17 protein-coding genes and 1 pseudogene are annotated in these 22,299 nt (G+C 58.6%); 14 read left to right on the top strand and 4 right to left on the bottom strand.

Annotated elements, in window-relative coordinates; translation table 11 throughout:
* The first annotated feature begins 234 nt into the window (after positions 1–234).
* From betI to yccS, 12 genes and pseudogenes are all read left to right on the top strand, one after another.
* Positions 235–828, top strand: a complete 594-nt coding sequence (gene betI, locus ACZZ0D_RS26565; protein WP_053124587.1) for a transcriptional regulator BetI — start codon at positions 235–237, stop codon at positions 826–828.
* A gap of 88 nt (positions 829–916) precedes the next feature.
* Entirely contained in the window at positions 917–2,389 is a 1,473-nt protein-coding gene (betB, locus tag ACZZ0D_RS26560; protein WP_159814756.1) for a betaine-aldehyde dehydrogenase, read from the top strand.
* Positions 2,390–2,570: 181 nt separating this feature from the next.
* Positions 2,571–4,275: pseudogene (betA, locus tag ACZZ0D_RS26555) on the top strand (choline dehydrogenase).
* A 195-nt stretch (positions 4,276–4,470) separates the two neighbouring features.
* Entirely contained in the window at positions 4,471–5,469 is a 999-nt protein-coding gene (locus ACZZ0D_RS26550) for a hypothetical protein (RefSeq protein ID WP_463554665.1), read from the top strand.
* Between the two features lie 35 nt (positions 5,470–5,504).
* Entirely contained in the window at positions 5,505–6,194 is a 690-nt protein-coding gene (locus ACZZ0D_RS26545; RefSeq protein ID WP_463554664.1) for an AzlC family ABC transporter permease, read from the top strand.
* On the top strand, positions 6,191–6,535 hold the full coding sequence (locus ACZZ0D_RS26540) for an AzlD domain-containing protein (RefSeq protein WP_400651399.1): 345 nt from the start codon (positions 6,191–6,193) through the stop codon (positions 6,533–6,535). Before ACZZ0D_RS26545 ends, ACZZ0D_RS26540 begins: the two co-directional genes overlap by 4 nt.
* 231 nt (positions 6,536–6,766) lie before the next feature.
* Positions 6,767–8,209, top strand: coding sequence for a TldD/PmbA family protein (locus tag ACZZ0D_RS26535; RefSeq protein ID WP_426618959.1), 1,443 nt, complete (start codon positions 6,767–6,769; stop codon positions 8,207–8,209).
* Entirely contained in the window at positions 8,209–9,546 is a 1,338-nt protein-coding gene (locus ACZZ0D_RS26530; protein WP_463554663.1) for a TldD/PmbA family protein, read from the top strand. The genes ACZZ0D_RS26535 and ACZZ0D_RS26530 overlap by 1 nt, the downstream gene beginning before the upstream one ends.
* Positions 9,547–9,734: 188 nt before the next feature.
* Complete coding sequence (mdtD, locus tag ACZZ0D_RS26525) at positions 9,735–11,162, top strand: multidrug transporter subunit MdtD (protein ID WP_463554662.1); 1,428 nt, start codon at positions 9,735–9,737, stop codon at positions 11,160–11,162.
* A gap of 310 nt (positions 11,163–11,472) precedes the next feature.
* Positions 11,473–12,858, top strand: a complete 1,386-nt coding sequence (gene dbpA, locus ACZZ0D_RS26520) for an ATP-dependent RNA helicase DbpA (RefSeq protein WP_008085781.1) — start codon at positions 11,473–11,475, stop codon at positions 12,856–12,858.
* 158 nt (positions 12,859–13,016) lie between these two features.
* Positions 13,017–14,195, top strand: a complete 1,179-nt coding sequence (locus ACZZ0D_RS26515; RefSeq protein ID WP_159814763.1) for a BaiN/RdsA family NAD(P)/FAD-dependent oxidoreductase — start codon at positions 13,017–13,019, stop codon at positions 14,193–14,195.
* 226 nt (positions 14,196–14,421) lie between these two features.
* Entirely contained in the window at positions 14,422–16,614 is a 2,193-nt protein-coding gene (gene yccS / locus ACZZ0D_RS26510; protein WP_159811845.1) for a YccS family putative transporter, read from the top strand.
* Between the two features lie 113 nt (positions 16,615–16,727).
* Here yccS and ACZZ0D_RS26505 read toward each other — a convergent pair whose 3' ends face one another.
* Entirely contained in the window at positions 16,728–17,465 is a 738-nt protein-coding gene (locus tag ACZZ0D_RS26505; RefSeq protein WP_053124610.1) for a substrate-binding periplasmic protein, read from the bottom strand.
* A gap of 255 nt (positions 17,466–17,720) precedes the next feature.
* On the opposite strand from ACZZ0D_RS26505, the gene ACZZ0D_RS26500 reads away from it, so the two are divergent.
* Positions 17,721–18,173: a GNAT family N-acetyltransferase gene (locus ACZZ0D_RS26500; RefSeq protein WP_463554661.1), complete on the top strand. Its 453-nt coding sequence runs from the start codon at positions 17,721–17,723 to the stop codon at positions 18,171–18,173.
* A gap of 98 nt (positions 18,174–18,271) precedes the next feature.
* Here the strand turns inward: ACZZ0D_RS26500 and ACZZ0D_RS26495 are convergent, their stop codons facing one another.
* The 3 genes from ACZZ0D_RS26495 to ACZZ0D_RS26485 all read right to left on the bottom strand — a co-directional run bounded on the left by ACZZ0D_RS26495 (position 18,272) and on the right by ACZZ0D_RS26485 (position 21,298).
* A complete protein-coding gene (locus ACZZ0D_RS26495) occupies positions 18,272–18,568 on the bottom strand; it encodes a winged helix-turn-helix domain-containing protein (RefSeq protein ID WP_016772794.1) in 297 nt (98 codons plus the stop codon).
* A 69-nt stretch (positions 18,569–18,637) separates the two neighbouring features.
* Complete coding sequence (locus ACZZ0D_RS26490; RefSeq protein ID WP_463554660.1) at positions 18,638–19,129, bottom strand: YgjP-like metallopeptidase domain-containing protein; 492 nt, start codon at positions 19,127–19,129, stop codon at positions 18,638–18,640.
* Between the two features lie 45 nt (positions 19,130–19,174).
* Positions 19,175–21,298 (bottom strand): putative bifunctional diguanylate cyclase/phosphodiesterase, encoded by a 2,124-nt coding sequence (locus ACZZ0D_RS26485; RefSeq protein WP_463554659.1) that lies wholly within the window; start codon positions 21,296–21,298, stop codon positions 19,175–19,177.
* 321 nt (positions 21,299–21,619) lie between these two features.
* On the opposite strand from ACZZ0D_RS26485, the gene ACZZ0D_RS26480 reads away from it, so the two are divergent.
* Positions 21,620–22,288, top strand: coding sequence for a polysaccharide lyase family 7 protein (locus tag ACZZ0D_RS26480; RefSeq protein WP_053124619.1), 669 nt, complete (start codon positions 21,620–21,622; stop codon positions 22,286–22,288).
* Positions 22,289–22,299 lie beyond the last annotated feature (11 nt).

Raw genomic sequence — 22,299 nt, 5'->3', positions numbered from 1 at the left:
TATAAAGACACCCCGAAAAAAGCCCGAACCCTGAGAGCGCCGTGGCGTATAGGGTTCGAGCGGTTTTGGATGTCAGTTTTTGCGCCATTCACATGTGGGAAAAATCTGTAAGCAGCGACGATTTGTCGCAGATCTTATTCTTTGTTGATTGAACGTTCAATCAAAACAAAATAGACTGGCCCTCAATCCGATGAGCGTTGATCGCCCCTCGGAAGGCCTAAGGAGATGTGCAAGATGCCCAAGGTCGGTATGCAACCCATCCGCCGCCAACAACTGATCGAAGCCACTTTGCAGGCGGTCGATCAGGTCGGAATGGGGGACGCCAGCATTGCGCTGATCGCCCGTTTGGCCGGTGTCTCGAATGGCATCATCAGTCATTACTTTCAGGACAAGAACGGCCTGATTGCCGCCACGATGCGGTATCTGATGAGCGTCCTCAGCGAGAACGTCACCCTGCGCCGCCAAGCGCTGGCAGATGACAGCCCACGGGCGCATCTGCAGGTGATCATCGAAGGCAACTTCGACGCCAGCCAGGTCAATGGCCCGGCAATGAAAACCTGGCTGGCCTTTTGGGCCACCAGCATGCACCAGCCGTCTTTGCACAGGTTGCAGCGGATCAACGATCACCGTCTGTATTCCAACCTGTGCTGCGAGTTCCGCCGTGTGTTGCCGCTCGAAGATGCGCGCACCGCAGCGCGTGGCCTGGCAGCGTTGATTGACGGTTTGTGGTTGCGCGGCGCGCTGTCGGGAGACGCTTTCGACACGGCGCAGGCGCAACAGATCGCTTACGAATACATGGATTTCCAATTGGCCAAGAAGGTGAGCTAGAGCACACAGAAAACGCTCGGCCCCTCACTGCCACCGCAGCCTCACCGCGGTGGTCAACGCCAACCACTAATGCACTTGCGAGGACACTATGGCCCGTTTCGAACTGCAAAAACTTTACATCGATGGCGCGTACTCGGACGCCGGCAGCGATGCCACCTTCGAAGCCATCAACCCGGCTAACGGTGAAGTCCTCGCACAGGTGCAACGTGCGACCAAGGAAGACGTCGAGCGCGCTGTAGTCGCCGCTGAAAAGGGCCAGAAAATCTGGGCCGCGATGACTGCCATGGAGCGTTCGCGCATCCTGCGCCGTGCCGTCGACATCCTGCGCGAGCGCAACGATGAGCTGGCCGCGCTGGAAACCCTGGACACCGGTAAATCCTTCTCCGAAACCAAGTACGTCGACATCGTTACCGGCGCTGACGTGCTGGAATACTACGCAGGCCTGGTGCCGGCGATCGAAGGCGAGCAGATTCCACTGCGCGACACTTCTTTCGTCTACACCCGTCGCGAGCCGCTGGGCGTTGTCGCCGGTATCGGCGCGTGGAACTACCCGATCCAGATCGCGCTGTGGAAATCCGCGCCAGCCCTGGCTGCCGGTAACGCGATGATCTTCAAGCCAAGCGAAGTCACCTCGCTGACCACCCTGAAACTGGCCGAGATCTTCACCGAAGCCGGTCTGCCAAACGGCGTGTTCAACGTCCTGACCGGCAGCGGCCGTGAAGTCGGCACCTGGTTGACCGAGCACCCGCGCATCGAAAAAATCTCCTTCACCGGCGGCACCGACACTGGCAAGAAAGTAATGGCCAGCGCTTCGGCTTCGTCGCTGAAAGACGTGACCATGGAACTGGGCGGCAAGTCCCCGCTGATCATCTGCGACGACGCCGATCTCGATCGCGCTGCCGACACCGCCATGATGGCCAACTTCTACAGCTCCGGTCAGGTCTGCACCAACGGCACTCGCGTGTTCGTTCCGGCGCACCTGAAAGCCGCTTTCGAAGCCAAGATCGTTGAACGCGTTGCACGCATCCGCATCGGCAACCCGGAAGACGAAAACACCAACTTCGGCCCGCTGGTCAGCTTCGCGCACATGGAAAGCGTGCTGGGCTACATCGCCAAGGGTAAAGAGCAAGGCGCCCGCGTCCTGTGCGGCGGCGAGCGTCTGACCGACGGCGAATTCGCCAAAGGCGCATTCGTCGCGCCGACCGTGTTCACCGATTGCACCGACGACATGACCATCGTTCGTGAAGAAATCTTTGGCCCGGTGATGGCGATCCTCTCCTACGAAACCGAAGAAGAAGTTATCCGCCGCGCCAACGACACCGACTTCGGCCTGGCCGCCGGTATCGTCACCAAAGACCTGAACCGCGCACACCGTGTGATTCATCAACTGGAAGCCGGTATCTGCTGGATCAACGCCTGGGGCGAGTCCGACGCAAAAATGCCGGTCGGCGGCTACAAGCAGTCGGGTGTTGGCCGTGAAAACGGCATCAGCTCGCTGAACAACTTCACCCGCATCAAATCGGTACAGGTAGAGCTGGGCGATTACGTTTCGGTGTTCTAAAACCCGAGATCTGTATTGCCCGCGAGGGCCTCTTCGCGAGCAAGCCCGCTCCCACAAGGAGCCCGTGGCGGACACATATTCTGTGTACCCCAGAGTTCAAATGTGGGAGCGGGCTTGCTCGCGAATCGAGTGCGAAGCACTCGTCAGGCCGACCTGACCACATCTAAAGAGGGTGCATTCAATGTCCCAAGAATTCGATTACATCATCATCGGTGCCGGCTCGGCCGGTAACACCCTGGCGACCCGTCTGACTGAAGACGCCGGCGTCACCGTTCTGCTGCTCGAAGCAGGCGGCCCTGACTATCGCCTCGACTTCCGCACGCAAATGCCGGCCGCTCTGGCGTTCCCGCTGCAAGGTCGTCGCTACAACTGGGCTTACGAAACCGACGCCGAGCCACACATGGACGGTCGCCGGATGGAATGCGGTCGCGGCAAAGGCCTCGGCGGTTCCTCGCTGATCAACGGCATGTGCTACATCCGTGGTAACGCAATGGACTACGACGGCTGGGCGAAACTGCCGGGCCTGGAAAACTGGTCGTACCTCGACTGCCTGCCGTACTTCCGCAAAGCCGAAACCCGCGACATCGGCCCGAACGATTACCACGGTGGCGAAGGCCCGGTCAGCGTGACCACGCCGAAGGCTGGCAACAACCCGTTGTTCCACGCCATGGTTGAAGCTGGCGTACAAGCCGGTTACCCGCGCACCGAAGACTTGAACGGTTACCAGCAGGAAGGCTTCGGCCCGATCGGCCCGCACCGTGACGCCGAACGGCCGTCGTGCTTCCACCGCCCGTGGCTACCTCGACACCGCGAAAAAGCGTTCGACCCTGACCATCGTCACCCACGCCCTGACCGACAAGATTCTGTTCGAAGGCAAGCGTGCGGTTGGCGTGCGTTATCTGGTCGGTTCGGCTGAAGAGCGCGTTGAAGTCAAAGCGCGCAAAGAAGTGCTGCTGTGCTCCGGCGCCATCGCTTCGCCGCAGATTCTGCAGCGCTCCGGTGTCGGCCCGGCCGAACTGCTGAAATCCCTCGACATCCCGGTGGTTCACGACCTGCCAGGCGTTGGTGAAAACCTGCAGGATCACCTTGAGCTGTACCTGCAATACGCGTGCACCCAACCGGTTTCGCTGTACCCATCGCTGCTCTGGTACAACCAGCCAGCCATCGGTGCCGAGTGGCTGTTCAACGGCACCGGCATCGGCGCCAGCAACCAGTTCGAAGCCGGCGGTTTCATCCGTTCGCGTCCGGAATTCGAATGGCCGAACATTCAGTACCACTTCCTGCCGGTAGCGATTAACTACAACGGCAGCAACGGTGTGAAAGAGCACGGTTTCCAGGCGCACATGGGTTCCATGCGTTCGCCGAGCCGTGGTCGCATCCAAGCCAAGTCGAAAGACCCGCGCCAGCACCCGAGCATCCTGTTCAACTACATGGCCACCGAGCAAGACTGGCAGGAATTCCGCGACGGCATCCGCCTGACCCGTGAAATCATGCAGCAGCCTGCGCTGGACGCTTTCCGTGGCCGCGAAATCAGCCCGGGCATCGAAGTGCAAACCGATGAGCAACTCGACAAGTTCATCCGCGAGCACGCCGAAACCGCGTTCCACCCGTCCTGCTCGTGCAAGATGGGCACCGACGAGATGGCTGTGGTTGATGGCGAAGGTCGCGTGCACGGCATGCAGAGCCTGCGTGTGGTCGATGCCTCGATCATGCCGATCATCACCACCGGCAACCTCAACGCGCCGACGATCATGATCGCCGAGAAAATCGCCGACAAGATCCGTGGCCGCCAGCCGCTGCCACGCAGTACCGCGCCGTACTACGTCGCGGGCGATGCACCGGTCAAAGGCAAGCCGATGCGTGATATCACCCCGGCTGCGCACTGACAGCCCGCTAGTCACGCAATCGAAAGCCGCCGTTTCTTTTTATAGAATCGGCGGCTTTTTTATTCGCTTTGCACAACTCGCTCCGGGCAATTAGCCATCCGCAGAACAACAAGTCTTGTAATAATTGCCAACAACCGCTTTCAAATAAAAACATTAGTATGCGCGCCAGCAAAAACCATAACCCAAGGAAGGCCAATGGCGCTCAACTGCAATAAACGATTTATGTCTGCCGATTTATTTCGCCAGAAACTTTCCCGAGAAACAACTGTTACTCTTGATTTCAGTTACCTGAGCGGCGTCATTGAGTCGTGGTGGAAAAAGAACAGCGCACAAGATATACACACCCTCAAAATAAAACTGACAAGCTTGTTTCTCGAACACCTTCACTCAGAAGACGCTGCCTATTTTGATAAAATCGGCTGCGCTGGCGGCGTTGCCGCCGTATGCATCCGAAACATATTCAAAATCGACTCTCCCGAACTGGCCCTCACTGTCCACGAAGCATTGGCCGACCTGTTCCACTTGACCGATATTAAATATGAGTATGAAGATCATAAAGCGTTGTATCTGAAACCGTTCGGTGAAAACTTTCGGGAATGGGGTAACGGCCACGGCGATATTACGCCGCACTCTGATGATCTTTATGAACATCTGAATGTCGATTTACTTGCGCTCACCGTATGCCGAGACACAACCCAAACGCCGACCGCTTATTATTATCCTGCCGACTTGCTGCTCTCCCTCGACGACGAAGAACTGCAAACTTTATTAGGCATGCGGGCGATTTTTGTGTCCGGCAAAAACGTCACAGGGACGAAAGAAAGAGTGCGTAATGTCGTTGAATATGACGATTGGAATGGTTACCGGTTTTCACTGGACTTCCGTATCGACGCTCAAAGTGGCGAACGGATGCGGGCAATCAACGGTGGACAAGAGGTACTGGATAAAATCCGCGCAGGACTGTCAGCCGCGAAATGCAACCTTTCCACTGCAGAAACAGGCGCGTTCCTGATCGTTGCCAACAACAAAGTACTGCATGCGCGCCCCACGCTTGATATCAGCGTCAATGAGGCTCGCTCACGCGCTGCCGAATCAACATTTGCTACAACACCACGCCTGCTGTTTCGCAGTAAAGGGCCTCGCAAGCAGTACTATTCGTTGAACGAACAGCCAGCCCTGTTGGTAGCCAGCTGATGAGTGCTTGCCAACCACTACACCAATCCACTTTCATGAGAACGCTTAAAGATGGTGGCCGCGACGCTATCAGCTTTGGCGTCGCGTTCATCTTTCTTTATCTATCAATCGGGATGTTAGGGGCAACACAAGCACTCTCGCTGAGTCAGGTGCTGGCGACAACGTTGTTCATTTTTTCCACGCCTCTGCAGTTTCTGCTTATACAAAACCATAGCGACGGCTGGTTGCTGATTCCAATCATCCTGGCGCTCAATGCTCGTTTTGTCTTGCTTTCGGCGACACTGGTACCTCATTTGAAAACGACGTCGACGCGCCAGATTCTGGCGTCGCTGATTTTGTTTACGCCATCAATCTTCACAGCCTGCATGACACGTTTCAAACAAAGCGCCAGCTTCCCTTTTGCGTATTTGCTTGGCGTAGGCGCACCGATCTTCGCCGTATCGATTATCTGCACTTACATCGGATTTATCGCTGGAGCAGGTTATGCCTCACCGGTGATCGCTGCCGCCATCACCATGCTCCTGCCCCTTCAATTTACCGCGCTGGCCGGCAAGCACTGGCCACACTACATGGAAGTTTCCAGCTATTGGCTGGGGTTTATCAGTGCCCCTCTACTGGTCCTGCTGTTCAAAGACTACAGCCTGTTGATAACGCCCTTCGTCATTGGTGGCCTGATAGTGATGATTGAAAATTGCTGCAGTCGCAAAGGAGCAACCAGTCAATGATGCTCTGGTTACTCATCAGCTTCGCGGCTGTAACAGCTTTTGCTTTCAGGGCTCTGCCATTCGCTTTCAAGAACACTCCGGCGCTGACGCACACCAATGGTTCGTTCTACCGTTTTGTCAGTTACAGCGCCCAAGCCATGTTAGGCGTGATCATCTACGACACCGCTTTCAACAAACTTGATGCGCCGAGTCTTCTACAGCAGTTTCAGATAATCGACGGGTTGAAAATACTGCTGCTGGCAGGAACATTCGTTGTCGTCGCCAAAACCAAACAAATACTCCCCAGCTTCCTGGCAAGTCTGGTGATTTATTTACTCGCGTTCGTCTATCTGAATAACTGATTTTAAACACCTGCACTTCGTGCACAGTTACCCCTCGTGAGCCGCTCGGGACTGGCGCGCTCACGAATTCACCTGCGACTGTCGCGATGAACGTCCACTCGGCAACAGATTCCCCTCTTCGGCACCGCCCTTGATCCTACCACCACGCAGGCCTACTCTAGACCTCGCGCAACCGTTTCACCCCCTCCCCGCCGTCGCTTTACCGCTTCCCCCTGACAAGGAGGTTCCCGAATGTTCGATTTCCACCCCCAGCTCAAGCAGCGCTTCGCTGCCTTGCGCACGGGCGCTGAGTTTTTTTCCCTGCGGTATGTACGCGAGTCCGGGCAGTATCTGTCGGTGCGCAAGAACGTCGCCGAACCGCCGAGCCTGAGCCGTGACGAAGGCGCTATGCTCACCGTTCGCGTCAACGGCGTTGAGGCCTACGCGGCGACCAACGATCTGTCGCAACAAGGCCTGCAAGCTGCGCTTGAACGCGCCGAAACTCAGGCCCGCCGCCTCAAGCCGCACGCCTTGCTCGACCTGCGCGATCAGCCAGTGTCCAGCGATCGCGCTGATTACTTCTCGCCCAATCTCGAACAACCCTTCCCGTCCCTGAGCGAATGCTTTGAGCTGCTCGGCGCGGAATCCGCCTCGGTGCCAAAGGATGAGCGCCTGGTGAATTGGCAGGTGAGCATCGGCATTACTCACGTCGAACAGATCTACCTGAGCAGCGCCGGGGCTGAATTGCGCCAGGCCCAGCGCTTCGTCTATCCAGGCCTCGACGTCACCGCCTACGACGGCAACGACAGCCAGACCCGCAGCCTCGGCCGCGAAAACTTCGGCCAACAGGGCGGCGCTGATGTGATCAGCCGCTGCGGCTTGATCGGCGCCGGCCCGCAAGTCGCCGATCAGGCCCTGCAATTGCTGCTCGCGCCGAACACCCCGCAAGGCCCGCGCGATCTGCTGTTGATGCCCGATCAGATGATGCTGCAGATCCACGAATCGATCGGCCACCCGCTGGAGCTCGACCGCATCCTCGGCGATGAACGCAATTACGCCGGCACCAGTTTCGTCAAGGCCAGCGACTTCGGCAGCCTGCAATACGGCTCGAAGCTGCTCAACGTAACCTTCGATCCGGGCATTCCCGAAGAACTCGCCAGCTACGGCCATGACGACGACGGCACGCAGGCGAGCAAACAATTTTTGATCCGCGAAGGTCTGTTGCTGCGGCCGCTGGGCGGTGCGCTGTCGCAATTCCGTGCCGGCATGGATGGCGTCGCCAACAGCCGCGCCTGCGGCTGGAACCGCGCGCCGATCGACCGCATGGCCAACCTCAACATCGAGCCGGGCGATCAGCCGTTGAACAAGCTGATCGAAGGCATCGAGCACGGCATTTTGATGAGCACCAACCGTTCGTGGTCGATCGACGATGCGCGCAACAAATTCCAGTTCGGCTGCGAATGGGGCCAGTTGATCGAAGACGGTGAACTTAAAGGCGTGGTGAAAAATCCGAACTACCGGGCGATTTCCGCGCACTTCTGGAAAAGCCTGCGCGCCGTCGGCGACGCCAACACCGTCAAGGTGCTCGGCACGCCAAACTGCGGCAAGGGCGAACCAAATCAGGTGATCCGCGTCGGCCATGCTTCGCCGGCCTGCGTATTCAGCAACGTTGATGTGTTTGGGGGAGACGCCTGATGAGCATTTCGAAGAGTCAGTCCGACGCCTTCAAGGTCATGGTCAATTGGCTGCGCGACAGCGTCCGTGAGCCGGAGCAATTCACCCTCAGCTTTGCCGCCGAATCCTCGGCGTTTGTGCGCTTTAATCACGCCAAAGTGCGTCAGGCCGGGCAGGTGCAGCAGGCCAACATCGTTCTGAAGCTGATCAACGACGGCCGTCATGCCGACCTGCAAGTCACCCTCTCCGGTGATCAGGAAGGTGATCTGCAACGCCTCGCCGAAGGTCTACAACAACTGCGCGAAACTCTGCCGCTGCTGCCGCAGGATCCGTACCTGTTGCTAAACCACAACGGCTGGCAAAGTCAGAACGTGCAGGAGCATCCGTTGCCGGACACCGAACAGGTTGTCGATGAAATCTGCGCAGCAGCTGAAGGTCTGGATTTGGTCGGCTTCTATGCCGCCGGGCCGATCAGCCGTGGTTTCGCCAGTTCTTCGGGGGCGTTTGGCTGGCATCAGGCCAATAGCTTCAACTTCGATTTCAGCCTGTTTCACGAGAACGGCGAAGCGGTGAAAGCCAGCTACGCCGGGCACGACTGGAGCAGCGAAGGGTTCGCCAAGCGCTTCGGTCAGGCGCGCGAGCAACTGGAATTTCTCGGTCGGCCGTTGCGCACCCTGGCACCGGGGCAGTACCGCGCGTATCTGGCGCCAGCGGCGTTGGAAGAAATCATGGGCATGTTGAGCTGGGGCGGATTTTCGGCGCAGTCGATTGCCAGCAAAAGCAGCCCGTTGCAGAAGTTGTATGTCGGCGATCAGGCGTTCAGCCCACTGGTGTCGCTGGACGAAAAGGTCAGCGACTCACTGAGCCCGGCGTTTTCCGGTGAGGGTTATCCGCGCAGCGATCTGCGTTTGATCGTTGAGGGCAAGGCTGGCGATCAACTGGTCGGCTCGCGCAGTGCCGCCGAATACGGCTTGACGGCCAACGGTGCCAGCGGCGGTGAATCGCCGAGTGCGCTGAACATGGCTGCCGGTGATCTGTCTCAGGCAGAGATCCTCAAGCAGTTGGGCACCGGGTTGTACATCAGCAACCTGTGGTACCTGAACTTCTCGGATCAACCGGCGGCGCGCATGACCGGTATGACTCGTTTTGCGACCTTCTGGGTCGAGAACGGCGAAATTCAGGCGCCGGTGAGCACCATGCGTTTTGACGACAGCGCGTACAGCCTGCTGGGTTCGCAGTTGGAAGCGCTGACGGCGGAGCGCGAGTTGCTTTTGTCGGCGAGCACGTACAGCCAGCGCAATACCTCGTCGGCGTTACTGCCGGGTGCGCTGGTTAGCCGACTTACGCTAACGCTGTAAAACAAAGATCCCCGGCACACAGGGAATCAACTGTTGGATAGGAACTGTGGCGAGGGGATTTATCCCCGATGGACTGCGCAGCAGTCCCGCTTTTTGGGGCCGCTGCGCGACCCATCGGGGATAAATCCCCTCGCCACAGGGTTTCATGTTTGAACAAGAATTTGGATTAACCACCCATCAGAGGTTCCATGCCCAATCGCCCGCCTCTCGACGCCATCACCGCCCGCTGGTTGCCGTGGGTCGTGGCCATTGCGTTTTTCATGCAGTCCCTCGACGGCACCATTCTCAACACCGCCCTGCCCGCCATGGCCCGCGATCTCGCCGAGGATCCGTTGCGCATGCAGGGCGTGGTCATTTCTTACATGCTCACTGTGGCCCTGCTGATCCCCGCCTCAGGCTGGATCGCCGACCGCTTCGGCACCAAGAAAATCTTCTTCGGTGCGATCCTGCTGTTCAGCTTCGGCTCGCTGCTTTGCGCGCTGTCGAGCAGCCTGAGCATGCTGATCGGCGCTCGCGTCATTCAAGGCCTGGGCGGTGCGTTAATGCTGCCGGTCGGGCGACTGGTGGTGTTGCGCGCTTATCCGCGATCCGAACTGGTGCGGATCATGGGCTTTATCACCATTCCCGGTCTGCTCGGCCCGTTGATCGGCCCGACCATGGGCGGCTGGATGGTCGAATACCTGACGTGGCACTGGATCTTTCTGATCAACCTGCCGGTCGGCCTCATCGGTTGCTACGCAGTGTGGAAATTCATACCCGACCTGCGTGGCAGCGAGCGCACGCGATTTGATGGACTGGGTTTCCTGCTGTTCGGCGCGGCGATGATTCTGATCACCATCGCCATGGAAGGCCTCGGCGAACTGCACTTGCCGCACCTGCGGGTGATGTTGCTGCTGTTCGGCGGCATGGCCTGTCTGGCGGCGTACTGGTTGCGCGCCGGGCACATCGAAAACCCGCTGTTCGCGCCGTCACTGTTCAAGACCCGCACGTTTGCCGTCGGCATTCTTGGCAACCTGTTTGCGCGTCTGGGCAGCGGCGCGTTGCCGTTTCTGGTGCCGTTGCTGCTGCAAGTGGCGCTGGGTTATTCACCGTCGCAAGCGGGGATGAGCATGCTGCCGCTGGCCGCTGCGGCGATGATCGCCAAGTGGGTGGCGCGACCGCTGATTGAGCGGCTTGGTTACCGCATCGTCCTCACCGGCAATACGTTGGCACTGGGAATCATGCTGGCGAGCATGGGCCTGGTCAGCGAGCAGACGCCGTACTGGTTGCTGCTGTGTCTGCTGGCGGTACTTGGCGCGATCAACTCGCTGCAATTTACGGCGATGAACACGGTGACGTTGATCGATCTGGATGATGCGAGCGCCAGTAGCGGCAACAGTTTGCTGTCGGTGGTCGCGCAGTTGTCGTTGAGTCTGGGTGTTGCCTGCGCGGGTGCGTTGCTTGGCGGGTTTACGGCGGAGGTCGGTAATGATGGTGTGGAGACTGTGCTAGGTGCCTTCCAGCTGACCTTTGTCACGGTCGGGATCATGGCGATGTTGGCGGCGACGATCTTCTCGCAGCTGTCGAAAGAAGACGGGCGCCGCGCGAAACGGCCGGAAGAACACATTGAACACTGATTTGTGCTGAAGGGCTTCTGTGGGAGGGGAATTGTGGTGAGGGGATTTATCCCCGATGGGTTGCGCAGCAGCCCCAAGTGGGTTGAATGCGATCGGTCTGATGTACCGAGGTGGCAGGTATAGGGGGGTGCTGCGCACCCCAACGGGGATAAATCCCCTCGCCACAGATAAATCCCCTTGCCACAGATAAATCCCCTCGCCACAGGTAAATCCTTCACTTCTGGTTTTAGTCGCTGTTCGTCCAGAACTTTCGAGGAAAGTGGCACGGGGCTGCTACACTGCGCGACATTTTGTTTTGCAGGCCAGTCCCGTGACCACCATCGCCACCGCTTTTAATACTCTGCCGCTGTCCGCCGCCATGCTGGCTAACCTCGAATCCCTCGGTTATGCCCAGATGACGCCGATCCAGGCGCAGAGCTTGCCGGTGATCCTCAAAGGGATGGATCTGATCGCTCAGGCCAAGACCGGCAGCGGCAAGACCGCCGCGTTCGGCATCGGTTTGCTCAACCCGATCAACCCGCGCTACTTCGGTTGCCAGGCGCTGGTGATCTGCCCGACGCGTGAGCTGGCCGACCAGGTCGCCAAGGAAATCCGTCGTCTGGCCCGTGCCGAAGACAACATCAAAGTCCTGACCCTGTGCGGCGGCGTGTCCTTCGGCCCGCAGATCGCTTCGCTGGAACACGGCGCGCACATCATCGTCGGCACCCCGGGCCGCATTCAGCAGCACTTGCGCAAGGGTTCGCTGGTACTCGATGGCTTGAACACGCTGATCCTCGACGAAGCCGATCGCATGCTCGACATGGGCTTCTACGACGCCATCGAAGACATCATCGTCAAGACCCCGGAGCGTCGTCAGACCCTGCTGTTCTCCGCGACGTACCCGGTGGGCATCAAGCAACTGGCGTCGAAATTCATGCGTGACCCGCAAACGGTGAAAGCCGAAGCGTTCCACGATGACACGCAGATCGAGCAGCGCTTCTACGAGATTTCTCCGGAAGATCGCATGAGCGTGGTGACCAAAGTCCTGCACCACTTCCGCCCGGCGTCGTGCGTGGCGTTCTGCTTCACCAAGCAACAAGTGCAGGAAACCGTCGATCACCTGACCGCCAAAGGCATTTCCGCCGTCGGCCTGCACGGCGATCTGGAACAGCGTGATCGCGACCAGGTGCTGGCGATGTTCGCCAACCGCAGTACTTCGGTACTGGTCGCCACCGACGTCGCCGCCCGTGGTCTGGACATCGATGCGCTGGACATGGTGATCAACGTCGAACTGGCGCGCGATTCGGAAATCCACATTCACCGCGTTGGCCGTACCGGTCGCGCTGGCGAGAAAGGCATCGCGATCAGCCTGGTTGCACCGGGTGAAGCGCACCGCGCGCAGGCCATCGAACAGCTGCAAAAATCGCCGTTGAACTGGGATCAGGTCGATAACCTCAAGTCCCAGGGCCTCGCGCCACTGCAGCCGCCGATGACCACGCTGTGCATCGGCGCTGGCCGTAAAGACAAAGTGCGTCCGGGCGACATTCTGGGTGCACTGACGGGTGATGCCGGTATTCCCGGTGCACAGGTTGGCAAGATCGCGATCTTCGATTTCCAGGCTTATGTGGCTGTAGACCGCACCGTGGCCATGCAAGCGTTGCAGCGCCTGAACGACGGCAAGATCAAGGGCCGTTCGCTGCGCGTGCGAATCCTGTAACCGATCTGCTGGCCGACAGAGATCAAATGTGGGAGCGGGCTTGCTCGCGAAGTGGGAGTGTCAGACAACATCAATGTTGACTGATATACCGCTTTCGCGAGCAAGCCCGCTCCCACATTGGTCTTCGGTGAATTTGAATTCTTTGTGAGGACACCGTTTTGCGCTCTACCGAAGTCGTGATCATTGGCGCTGGCGCCGCTGGGTTGATGTGTGCACTGACCGCCGCCGGGCGTGGGCGTCAGGTATTGCTGCTCGACCACGCGAACAAGGCCGGCAAGAAAATCCTGATGTCGGGCGGTGGCCGCTGCAATTTCACCAACATGTACACCGAGCCGAGCAATTTCCTCTCGCAGAATGCGCACTTCTGCAAATCCGCACTGGCGCGTTACACCCAGTGGGATTTCATCGGCATGGTCGGCAAGCACGCCGTGCCGTACCACGAGAAGAAACTCGGCCAGTTGTTCTGCGATAACAAATCCAGCGACATCCTCGAAATGCTCCTCACCGAGTGCGATCAGGCCGGTGTCGAGCTGCACCTCGACACGTCGATCCAGACCATCGAGAAAGTAGAGAGCGGTTACCTGCTCGACACCACCCTCGGTCAGGTTCAATGCCAGTCACTGGTGATCGCTACCGGCGGCCTGTCGATCCCGACGCTGGGCGCGACTGGTTTCGGCTATCAGGTCGCCAAGCAGTTCGGGCATGAGTTGCTGCCGACCCGCGCCGGCCTGGTGCCGTTCACCATCACCGATCAGCTCAAGGAGTTGTGCACCGAGCTGTCCGGGACGTCGGTGGATTGTCTGGTCAGCTGCAACGATCAGAGCTTTCGCGAGAACATCCTGTTCACTCACCGCGGCCTCAGCGGCCCGGCGATTTTGCAGATATCGTCGTTCTGGGAATCGGGCGATACAGTGGAAATCAATCTGCTGCCGGATCACGACGCGGCGAGCTGGCTGCAACAGCAAGTGGCCGAGCGTCCGAACAGTGAATTGAAAACTTTGCTGGGTGAGATTTTCACCAAGAAGATGGCCAATCTGCTGGCGGACAACTGGTTTGTCTCCAAGCCGATGAAGCAGTACACCCACGCAGAGCTGGCGGAAATCGCCGAGAAGCTGGGCAGCTGGAAAGTCGTGCCAGCCGGGACGGAAGGTTATCGCACGGCCGAAGTGACTCTCGGTGGCGTCGATACCCGCGAAGTGTCGTCCAAAACCATGGAATCGCTGAAAAGCCCTGGCCTGTATTTCATTGGCGAAGTGCTCGACGTCACCGGCCACTTGGGCGGCTTCAACTTCCAGTGGGCCTGGGCTTCCGGCTACGCCGCCGCGCAATACGCCTGACCAGACACAAATCAAAACTGTGGGAGCGGGCTTGCTCGCGAATGCGATCTGTCAGTCAACGATGATGTTGAATGACACACCGCATTCGCGAGCAAGCCCGCTCCCACATTTGTTCTGTGTGATGCAGTAAGGAACACTTTTTGCTGTCAGATGTGATCGCCGCCATTGCGTCGGCGTCATTACTGGCTCAATTTAGCGGCATCGCCTCGGAAGGCCTTCGCACTTCATGTCCTCGACCTCGTTTCGTCAGTCTTTGCGGCGCCTGTGGGCGCTGGATAAATTCAGCTACAGCGTGCGGGTGTTCATCGCCCTGACCGGCAGCATGGCGCTGTGTTGGTATCAGGATGAAATGGGCCTGTTGATCCCGTTGTTCCTCGGCATCATCGCCAGCGCCCTGGCCGAGACCGACGACAGTTGGCAGGGCCGCCTCAACGCCCTCGCCGTGACGCTGGTGTGTTTCAGCATCGCCGCGCTGTCGGTGGAATTGCTCTTCCCCTACCCCATCGTGTTTGCCATTGCCCTGGCGCTGGCGAGTTTCGGCCTGACCATGCTCGGTGCGCTCGGCGAGCGTTATGGGGCGATTGCTTCGGCGACATTAATCCTCTCCGTGTACACGATGATCGGCGTGGATCAGCGCGGCGGCGCGGTCACCGATTTTTGGCACGAACCGATGCTGCTGGTCGCCGGCGCCGCGTGGTACGGCTTGCTCTCGGTGTTGTGGCAGGCGCTGTTTTCCAATCAACCGGTGCAGCAAAGTCTGGCGCGACTGTTCCGCGAACTGGGCTTTTACCTGAAGCTGAAATCCTCGCTGTTCGAGCCGATTAGGCAGATGGACGTCGAAGCGCGGCGTCTGGAACTGGCCCAGCAAAACGGTCGCGTGGTGGCGGCGCTGAACAGTGCCAAGGAAATCATCCTGCACCGGGTCGGTAACGGTCGCCCCGGCTCGAAAGTCAGCCGCTACTTGAAGCTGTACTTCCTCGCGCAGGACATCCACGAACGCGCCAGTTCTTCGCACTATCCGTACAACGCCCTCGCTGATGCGTTTTTCCACAGCGACGTGCTGTTCCGCTGCCAACGCCTGTTGCGCCAGCAAGGCAAAGCTTGCCGAGCACTGGCCGAGTCGATCCAGTTGCGTCAGCCGTTCATCTACGACGCCAGTTTCGCCGAAGCCCTCAGCGACCTCGACGCATCCCTCGAACACCTGCGCATCCAGAGCAACCCGGCTTGGCGCGGGCTGCTGCGCTCGCTGCGCGCACTGGCGGCCAACCTCGGCACCCTCGACCGCTTGCTCAGCGATGCGAGCAACCCCGATGCCTTGGCTGACGCGACCGACAGCAGCCTGCTCGACCGTTCGCCACGCAATTTCAAAGACGTCTGGATTCGCCTGCGCACACAACTGACGCCGACGTCCTTGCTGTTCCGTCATGCCCTGCGCCTGCCATTGGCGTTGAGTATCGGCTACGGCATGGTGCATTTGATTCACCCGTCGCAAGGCTACTGGATCATTCTCACCACGCTGTTCGTCTGCCAGCCGAACTACGGCGCGACGCGGCGCAAACTCGGTCAGCGGATTTTCGGCACCGCCATCGGCCTGACCGTGGCGTGGGCGCTGTTCGATCTGTTCCCGAACCCGTTGGTGCAATCGTGTTTCGCCATCGCTGCCGGCGTGGTGTTCTTCACCAACCGCACCACGCGCTACACCTTGGCGACCGCGGCGATCACCATCATGGTGTTGTTCTGCTTCAATCAGGTCGGCGACGGTTACGGGCTGTTCCTGCCACGGCTGTTCGATACCTTGCTCGGCAGCTTGATTGCGGGGCTCGCGGTGTTCCTGTTCCTGCCGGACTGGCAGGGTCGGCGCCTGAACAAAGTGCTGGCCAACACCCTGACCTGCAACAGCATCTATCTGCGGCAGATCATGCAGCAATACGCCGCCGGCAAAAGCGACGACCTCGCTTATCGTCTCGCCCGGCGCAATGCACACAACGCCGATGCGGCGCTGTCGACGACGCTGGCGAACATGCTCATGGAGCCGGGGCATTTCAGGAAGGAAGCGGATGTCGGTTTCCGCTTTCTGGTGCTATCGCACACGTTGCTGAGTTATCTGTCAGGCCTGGGCGCGCATCGCGAGACACAGCTGCCGGCTGAGGTGCGCGAGCAGTTGATCGATGGCGCCGGAGTGAAACTGGCGGCGAGCATTGATGAAATTGCTCAGGGGCTGGCGAGCAAGCAGCCGATTGCGATTCAGAGTGATGAAGAAGAAGCGCTGGCCAATGAGCTGGAGCAGATGGCCGATGAGATTGATGAGGGGCAGCGGTTGGTGCAGACGCAGTTGGCGCTGATTTGCCGGCAGTTGGGGCCGTTGCGCACTTTGGCGGCGCATCTGATCAAGGACACCAGTGAGGTTAGTGCTGGCTGACCAGACGCCTTCGCGAGCAAGCCCGCTCCCACAGTTGGAATGCGGTTTAAATGTGGGAGCGGGCTTGCTCGCGAAGAGGCCATCAGCAACAACACAACTCTGGGATCAGAAACTCACATCCCATGCTGGCGCAGCATCCGCTCATAACTCCCATCCGCCTTCATCGCCGCAATCGCCTTATCAAACCCCGCGACAATCTGCGCATGCTGCGGGTTCTTCAGGCTGACCAAAATATGCAGGCTGTTCTCACTCAACGGCTTGGGCAAAAATTCCACGGAGTTGCGCACCTTGGCTGATTCCCGCGCCAGGTAATACTTCGCCACGTACTCATCTTCCAGCGTCAACTTGACCCTATCCGCCGCGAGCATGCGCACGGCCATGGCGAAGTTATGCACAGGGACTTTTTGCAACGCCGTGTCGGCATCGAACGGCGCTGAATACGCATAACCGCGCACCACCGCAATCGGATAGGTGTGCAGTTGTTGCAGATTGGAATAGTCGAGTGGCGTGTCTTTGCGCTTGAGAAAGCGGATGCGGTTGAGCAGATATTCGCCGGAAAACTGCCCGAGTCTGGTGCGGTCTTCGTTGTACCAAGCGTTGACCAACACGTCATAACGCCCTTCGCCTACCCCCATCAGCGCCCGTGCCCACGGCACTTGCTCGTAGCCACTGGCATATCCGGCGCGGGCCAGCGCGGTGCTGACGATGTCGGTGGCCAGACCGCCATTGACCAGCGTGTCGTCGGTAAAGGGCGGCCAGATATCAAACACCAGCCGCAGCTTGTCCGCTGCAGCGGTTTGAGCCAGCAGGAGCAGTCCGATCAACGCAAAGGCTCGATACACACGCGGCATGCTTGAAAATCCTTAGCGGGCGGGCTGCCCGGCCTGTTTTCAGTCAAAACCCCAAGGCCCCTTACCGGCAAAACCCAGGCACTAACAGTAGCTCAACGGAGCCAGTGCACAGCGCTCTCCAGCAGATTACACAAAGACGTGACGACCGCGAGAAAGGAATGATGGCATTTTGATCTTTGTCACAGACTCTTACGCCATGCAGACATCAAAGGCGTGGGCGCTTAGTATCCGGACACACGTTCAAGGAGTCGGCAAATGAATATCGAGTGGATCTGCAAACATCACAGCGATCTGGGCAAGGAGCAGCTGTACGCCATTTTGAAGCTGCGCTCGGAAGTGTTCGTGGTCGAACAGAAATGTGCCTACCTGGATCCCGATGGTCAGGATCTGGCGGGCGACACCTGCCATTTGATGGGTTGGGCCGATGATCAACTGGTCGCCTACCTGCGCCTGCTGGATCCGGAATCCCAGGGCGGTGACGTGGTGATTGGCCGCGTGCTGACCTCAACGGAGGGACGCGGTAAAGGCTTGGGCCACGAGATGCTGGAAGAGGCATTGAAACAGGCTGAGAAGAATTGGCCATCGATACCGATCTATCTGTCGGCGCAGGCGCATTTGCAGGGGTATTACGGCAAGTACGGGTTTGTGGTGGCGGGTGAGGAATATCTGGAGGATGACATTCCACATATTGGAATGCGTCGCTCTTAAGGGCCCTTTCGCGAGCAAGCCCGCTCCCACATTTGGAATGCATTCCCCCTGTGGGAGCGGGCTTGCTCGCGAAGGCGTCAGCTCAGGCACAGCAACTTTCAGGGATATTCCAGCACCGCCTTGATCTGCCGCAAATTGCGCTCAATCCACCCCCGATCAATCGCCCCCCACTCGCGAATCCGATAGCGCCCGGCATGGTTGCGTGCGCCCTCTTCCTGCTCGAATTCACAAATGATATCCAGATCCGCCAACGCCGCGATCGTGTCCTGCGCCGTGCGCCGGGGCATGCCGGTCACTTCGGTCAGCGTCGGCACACTCGGCGCCAGGCCGCTGTCGATCAGGTACGCCACGTATAGGCGGCGATAGAAACTGCTTTTGGTCTTGCTTACGTCCATCTAAACACTCCCAACATTAAAAGATCGCAGCCTTCGGCAGCTCCTACAGAGGCTGCGATTTTTTGATCGTCATTGCATGTCCCGCCACGTCAGGTACACGCGCAGATCAAACTCGATCTGGTGATAGCCCGGCAGCATGTGCTCGCACAATTTATAAAACGCCTTGTTGTGATCCGACTCTTTGAAGTGCGCCAGTTCGTGCACGACGATCATTTTCAGAAAGTCCGGCGCGGCCTCCTTGAACAACGAGGCGATACGAATTTCTTTCTTCGATTTGAGCTTGCCGCCCTGCACCCGCGACACCGTGGTGTGTAGACCGAGGGCGCGGTGGGTCAGGTCGAGGCGGTTGTCGAACAGCACCTTGTCGATGGCCGGGGCGTTGCGCAGGTATTCCTGCTTGAGATCCAGCGCGTAGCTGTACAACGCCTTGTCGCTCTGCACATCGTGCCGCCCCGGATAACGCTGGCTCAGGTAATCGCCCAAACGCCCTTCGGCGATCAGTTGGCGCACCTGATCCTGCAATTGCGCGGGATAGGCCTGGAGGTACTTCAACACAGTCATGGACGGGCGACACGGTTCGAAAAAAGGTGCGCCAGTGTAGCGAATTCAACCGGGCAGCGCGCTCCAGTCGAACGGCTCGGCGAAGCTGGCGGCGTCTTCGGCGATCAATGGCCGTGCGACAAGGAAACCTTGCACGTACTCGCAGCCATGCGCCTGCAGCCATTGGTATTGCTCGATGGTTTCGACCCCTTCGGCGATCACCAGCAAACCGTACTGTTTGCACAGGTTGATCACCGTGCTGACCAGTGAGGCGTCGCGCGCAGAGTCCGGCAATCGAGCGATGAGATGGCGATCAAGTTTGAGTGTGTCCAGCTCCAGATCACGCAGATGCGCCAGCGAACACGGGCCAGAACCGAAATCATCCAGTGCCACCCGCACACCGAGATTGCGCAACAAGCGCAGTTGCTTGCGGGTTTCGTCAGGGTTTTGCATCAAGGCTTCTTCGGTGACTTCAACCTCCAGTTGCCGAGGCTGCAGCGCATGGCGCTCCATGACCTGACGCAATTCAGTGACCAGATTCGGCATGCTGAACTGGGTGTTGCTCAAACTCACGCCGAGCACCAGATCTTCAGCGAACAAGGTTTCCCAGGCTTTGCGTTGACCAGCGCCGCGATGATAAATCCAGCTGCCAAGCCGACTGATCAACCGCGCCTCTTCCAGCAACGGCAAAAACAGCCCTGGCGGGACATCGCCAACGCTCGGGTGCTGCCAGCGCAGCAGTGCTTCAAACCCACGGATCTGGCCAGTGTCGATGGCCACTTGCGGCTGATAAACCAGATTGAAATCACGGTTCTCGATGGCGGTGCGCACGCTCTCTTCAAGCATCAAGCGCGAACGGGCGCGGCCATTCATTTCGTGATCATAGAAGCGATATTGCTGACGCCCCGCGCGTTTGGCTTCGTACATGGCAATGTCGGAGGCGCGCAGCAATCCGTCGAGGTTTGAGCCGCAGTCCGGGAACGTCGCGATGCCGATACTGGCGCCGAGGGCGATATCCAGTCCTTCGATCTGCTGGCAGATGGAGACGCGCTCGATGAGTTTCTCGGCAATCTTTGCCGCTTGCTCAGGGAATTCCAGATCCAGCAGTGCGGTGAATTCATCGCCGCCCATGCGCGCGAGGATATCGAACGGTCGCAGGCAAGCCTTCAACTGTTCAGAAACCCAACGCAGTACGCGGTCGCCGGCATCGTGACCCAGCGAATCGTTGACCCGTTTGAAGCCATCGAGATCCAGATACAGCAGCACCCAACTGCTGTCGCTGCGCTCCCCACGCAGCAGCAGGTTTTCAACGGTTTGGTAGAAACCTCGGCGATTGAGCAAACCGGTCAAAGGATCGGTAACAGCTTGGAATTCCAGTTGCTGATGAAGGTGACGTACGACCGACATGTCCAGCACGGTCACCACCATCGCGTGTTGTTCGCTGGGCAGCGGCGCGCAGGACAATGCTACCGGCACTTGCTGGCCGGGCGCGGTGCGCAATAACGCGTCGTGCAGTCTCAGGGTTTCGCCGCGCTTATAGCCGGCATAAAACTCGGAATCAGCCCACACGGGAATGTGCGGTTTCTGCAGGTAATCAAGAAACTCCTGACCTTCCAGCTCCAAGACCGGCGCATTGAGCAACCGCGAAATAGCCGGGTTCGCAAAACGGATCAAACCGTCCTCACCCACCACCAAAATCCCTTCGGCAGCGTTATCCAATACCGAAGCATTAAAGGCTCGCGCCACTTCCAGGTCATGACTCAAACGCTGCAAGGCGCGGCGATTGCGCTGGTGTTCCAGCAATGCCTGCACCTTGGGCTTGAGAATCTGCGGATCAAACGGTTTGAACAGGTAATCCACCGCACCACTGGCGTAACCCTTGATCACGGCATCCTGAGATTGCTCGTTGGCGGTGAGGAAAATAATTGGCGTAAGGCGCGTACGCTGACTGCCGCGCATCAGCCGCGCGACCTCGAAACCGTCCATGCCCGGCATCTGCACATCGAGCAGTACCAGATCGACGTCGTGTTCAAGCAACAGACTGAGCGCCTCGAAACCGGAGGCGGCGGTGATGACCTGCCAGTCCTGACGCTGCAGCAACGCGCGCATGCTGATCAGATTTTCAGGGTAATCATCAACAATCAATAGGACAGAGTTGCCTTCACCTGGCGGGGGTTGCGCGCATTCCATGCTGCTTCTCTTCTCGGGACTACAGGTCGGTTCCGGTAAAAACCGTACACATACTGAGCGTTCACTCTAGTCCGGGATCTGTAAAAGCAATAGCTGTCATCAGGCCATCATTTAACCAAACGTGCCATTTACCGACTAACGGTCACCGCTACAGCCCCCGGAATCCGGGAAAGATGGCATTTCGACAGGATGTTGACGTCAATCATCTGCCAAACGGGCGTTAACAAAAAACGCCTCTACGCTTATAAAGGCCGCCCCCAAAAGGCGCGGGCTAGAGCTTCTGGCACCCGCGTTCAGGATGAACTGAGTGGAAGAACCGACATGATCGATCTCGCAACCTGGAACCTCAGCGTTCCCGTCGGCAGTCCGCCGTACACCGTCGAAACCTCAAAACTGGTGAATGGCTTCAAAGATCAGTACTTCCATTCCGACACCGGCACTTTGTTCTTCTGGTCACCGGTGACCGGCTCTAAAACCGAAAACGCCATCTATCCGCGCACTGAACTGCGCGAGACCTACAGCAATGGCACGCTGCGAAACTGGTACTACCCGGATGCGGACAACCTGCTGCGCGCGACGGTCACGGTCAACAAAGTGCCGAGCTCGGGCAAAATCGTGATCGGCCAGATTCATGCGTATGAAAGCCAGCGGCCAATGGTGAAACTCGAATATCAGTACAAGACCAAGACTGAAACCGGCAATCTCGTGATCAAAGTGCGCATGCACCCGGATGACAAAGAAAGCCGCGTTATTACCTTGGCCACCGGGATCAAACTGGATAACGAGTTCAACTACCTCATCCACCTGAGCCCGGGCGGCGCGCTAGGCGTGAGCGCGGCCGGTTATCAATGGGATTCCCAGATCAGCGCAACGTGGCGGAATAAGCCGCTGTACTTCAAGGCCGGGGTTTATGTGCAAGACAACACCGGCTACACCAGCGAAGGCGGCCAGGTGACCTTCACCAAACTGGATATCGATCACGATAAATAACCCCCGTCCCT

The organism is Pseudomonas sp. AC193, from assembly GCF_979258075.1.
The sequence above is the reverse complement of the archived record's forward strand: the minus strand, read 5'-3'. Positions and strand labels throughout refer to the sequence as shown.